The following is a 3,463-nucleotide window of genomic DNA, read 5'->3' on the forward strand; positions in this document are numbered from 1 at the left end:
AGCGGGCCGCGGCCGGCCTCGTCCACGCCGCAAACGCGCAGCGACGTCACTGGCCGGCCAGCAGCTCGGCCACGGCCTGGGCCGCACTGGCCGAGCCATCGCGGCGCAGCTTGGCGTGGATGTACTGGTAGCGCGGCAGCAGCGTGGCGCGCGCCTCTGGATGGTCGAACCAGTGCAGCACGGCGGCGGCCAGCTTTTCGCGCGTGCAGTCGCCCTGCATCAGCTCGGGCACGATGGGCTCGTTCGCCAGCACGTTGGGCAGGCTGTAGCGGTTGACCTTCATCAGGCCCAGCAGCATCACCAGGCGGTAGGTGAGGGCCGAGATGCGATAGCCCACCACCATCGGGCGCTTGGCCAGCATGGCCTCGAGGGCCGCAGTGCCGGAAGCCAGCAGCACCACGTCGCTGGCGATCATCGCCTGGTGCGCCTGGCCGTCCACCACGCGCACGTTGGCCGAAGGTGACTTGGCCACGCATGCGTCGATGGCCTTGCGACAGGCGTCGTTGGCGGCGGGCACCAGTATGCGCAGCGCCGGGATGCGTTCACCGACCAGGCGAGCGGCTTCCAGGAACACCGGCAGCAGCCGCTGGATTTCACCCAGCCGGCTGCCGGGCAGCAGCGCCAGCACGGGCGTGGCGTCGTCAAGCCCGAACGGGGCGCGCGCGGCGTGGCGATCGGGCTCCATCGCGAAGGTCTCGGCCAGCGGATGGCCGACAAAGCGCGCGTCCACGCCGTGGCGCTCATAAATCGGCGGCTCCATCGGGAACAGGCAAAGCACGCGGTCGGCGCTTTGGCCCAGCTTCGCCGCACGGCCCTCGCGCCAGGCCCATACCGACGGGCTGACGTAGTGCACGGTGCGGATGCCGGCCTGCTTGAGCTGGCGTTCCAGGCCCAGGTTGAAGTCGGGCGCGTCGATGCCGATGAACACATCGGGCCGCCAGGCCAGCAGGCGTTGGCGCAGGCCGCGGCGCAGGCGCAGCAGGCGCGGCAGGTGCCGCAGCACTTCCGCCAGGCCCATCACCGCCAGTTCGCTGCAGTCGTGCCAGGCCTGCAGGCCGGCCGCCCGCATCTGCGGTCCGCCGACGCCGGCGAATTCGGCATCGGGGAAGCGCTGCTTCAGTTCCCGCACCAGGTCGGCGCCCAGCAGGTCGCCCGAAGCTTCGCCCGCCACCAGCGCAATGCGCAGCGGGCGTTGCTGCGCAGAAGTTTCCTTCCCGGGAGGGGCCATGCCTGCGCCTGTCAGCGCAGCAGGCCGCGCTCGCTGCGCTCGATGAACTCGAGCATCAGCCGCACGTCGTCGGATTCCGCCGCTACGGGCGCCAGCTGTTCGCGCACGGCGGCCATCGGCGCGCCGGACATGTAAAGCGCGCGGTAGGCGCGCTTGATGGCGGCTATGCGGGTGGCGTCGAAGCCGCGGCGCTTGAGGCCTTCGGCGTTGATGCCGCGCGGGCGGCTGTAGCCTTCCGAGGCCACCATCAAATACGGCGGCACGTCGCCGTTCACCAGCGCGCCCATGCCGATGAAGGCATGCGAGCCGATGCGGCAGAACTGGTGGATGCCGGCGAAGCCGCTGAGGATGACGTAGTCACCGACCTCGACGTGGCCGGCCAGCGTGGCGTTGTTGGAAAACACGCAGTGGTTGCCGACCTGGCAGTCGTGGGCGATATGCGCGTAGGCCAGGATCCAGTTGTCGCTGCCGATGCGGGTGACGCCGCCGCCGTCGCCGGTGCCGCGGTTGATGGTGGTGAACTCGCGGACGCTGTTGCGGTCGCCGATGACCAGCTCGGTGCGTTCGCCGGCGTACTTCTTGTCCTGCGGGTCGCCGCCGACGGCGGCGTGCGGATGGAAGTGGTTGTCGCGGCCGATGCGGGTTGGGCCGGTAATCACGCAGTGTGCGTCCACGCGCGTGCCGTCGCCGATCTCCACGTCCGCGCCGATGACCGCGAACGCGCCAACGCTGACGTTCGCGCCAATTCGCGCCCCCGGGTCGATCTGCGCGGTCGGATGGATCATGCGTCGGCCTTGCCCTCGGCGCACAGGATCTCGGCGCTGGCGACTTCCTTGCCGCCCACGCAGGCCACGCAGGCGTACAGCGCCATGTTGCGGATGGTGCGCTTGAGCACCACCTCGATGTCGATCTGGTCGCCGGGCACCACCATGCGGCTGAAGCGGGCGTTGTCCACCTTCACCAGGTAGAACAGCTTGCCCTCGGGCGAAGCGTCCTTGGATTGGGAAAGCTGGGTGAGCAGGCCGCCGGCCTGGGCCATGGCCTCGATCACCAGCACGCCGGGCATCACCGGGCGGCCCGGGAAATGGCCCTGGAAGAAGGGTTCGTTGTAGGTGACGTTCTTGATGGCGCGGATGCGCTTGTGCGGTTCGAGTTCGATCACCCGGTCCACCAGCAGGAACGGGTACCGGTGCGGCAGCAGGTGCAGGATGCACGAGACGTCCACGGGCATCTTGATGGTGTCGTCGCTCATCCGGTGTTTCCCTGCTTCAATCTTTGTCGAGGGCGCTTATCTTACGCGCCAGAGCGTCCAATTGCCTGAAACGGGCGCCGTTGCGGCGCCAGGACCGGCTGTCCTGCACCGGCATTCCCGACGAATACTCGCCCGGCTCGGCGATGGACTGGGTGACCAGGCTCATGGCCGTCACCGTCACCCGGTCGCAGATCTCCAGGTGCCCGGTGATACCCACGGCGCCGCCGATCAGGCAGTAGCGGCCGATTTTCGCCGACCCGGCCACCGCCGTGCAGCCGGCCATGGCCGTGTGGGCGCCGATGCGCACGTTGTGACCGACCTGGATCTGGTTGTCCAGGCGCACGTCTTCTTCCAGCACGGTGTCTTCGATCGCGCCACGGTCGATGGTGGTGTTGGCGCCGATCTCGCAGTCGTCGCCGACCACCACGCCGCCCAGCTGGGGCACCTTGATCCAGCGCCCCGCGTCCATCGCCAGGCCGAAGCCGTCGGCGCCCAGCACCGCGCCGGGGTGGATGCGCACGCGTGCCCCCAGGCGCACGCGGGCCACCAGGGTCACGCGCGCCACCAGCAGGCTGCCGGCACCGATGCTGCAGTCGTCGCCCACCAGGCAGCCCGGGCCGAGCACGGCACCGGCCGCCACGCGGCTGCGGGCGCCCACCACGCAGAAGGGACCGACCTGTGCGCCGGGGTCTATGCGGGCGTCGGCGGCGATCACCGCGCTGGGATGGATGCCGGGCGCCAGCGCCGGCTCGGCTTCGAACAGCGCGGCGATCTTGGCGAACGCCACGTACGGCGACTTCGCCACCAGGCAGGGAACGGGGCAGCCGCGGGCATCTTCGGCCGACAGCACCACCGCGGGGGGGGGCGGGGGGGGCGGGGGGGGGAGGAGGTGAGGCGCGGGGGGGGGGGGGACCGCCCACCCCCCCACCCCCCCCCCACCCCCGGCCCCGCCGCGGCGACGCAGGCAGGGCGCGGGCCGCCCG

General features: G+C 70.7%; 3 protein-coding genes and 1 pseudogene. All 4 read right to left on the bottom strand.

The window, feature by feature from the left end:
- Nucleotides 1-46: 46 nt before the first annotated feature.
- Nucleotides 47-1,228, bottom strand: a complete 1,182-nt coding sequence (gene lpxB, locus K0M70_RS03745) for a lipid-A-disaccharide synthase (RefSeq protein ID WP_290779470.1) — start codon at nt 1,226-1,228, stop codon at nt 47-49.
- Nucleotides 1,229-1,239: 11 nt separating this feature from the next.
- Nucleotides 1,240-2,013, bottom strand: a complete 774-nt coding sequence (gene lpxA, locus K0M70_RS03750; RefSeq protein ID WP_290779472.1) for an acyl-ACP--UDP-N-acetylglucosamine O-acyltransferase — start codon at nt 2,011-2,013, stop codon at nt 1,240-1,242.
- A complete protein-coding gene (fabZ, locus tag K0M70_RS03755; protein WP_290779474.1) occupies nt 2,010-2,480 on the bottom strand; it encodes a 3-hydroxyacyl-ACP dehydratase FabZ in 471 nt (156 codons plus the stop codon). The genes lpxA and fabZ overlap by 4 nt, the downstream gene beginning before the upstream one ends.
- A gap of 16 nt (nt 2,481-2,496) precedes the next feature.
- A pseudogene (lpxD, locus tag K0M70_RS03760) lies at nt 2,497-3,333 on the bottom strand (UDP-3-O-(3-hydroxymyristoyl)glucosamine N-acyltransferase); the annotation flags it as partial.
- Nucleotides 3,334-3,463 lie beyond the last annotated feature (130 nt).

The organism is Arenimonas sp. (assembly GCF_019459675.1).
Lineage (GTDB): Bacteria > Pseudomonadota > Gammaproteobacteria > Xanthomonadales > Xanthomonadaceae > Arenimonas.

What these genes read in the sequence shown, in the direction of transcription:
- lpxA (WP_290779472.1), bottom strand. Translation starts at nt 2,013, where the DNA reads ATGATCCATCCGACCGCGCAGATCGACCCGGGGGCGCGAATTGGCGCG.
- lpxB (WP_290779470.1), bottom strand. Translation starts at nt 1,228, where the DNA reads ATGGCCCCTCCCGGGAAGGAAACTTCTGCGCAGCAACGCCCGCTGCGC.
- fabZ (WP_290779474.1), bottom strand. Translation starts at nt 2,480, where the DNA reads ATGAGCGACGACACCATCAAGATGCCCGTGGACGTCTCGTGCATCCTG.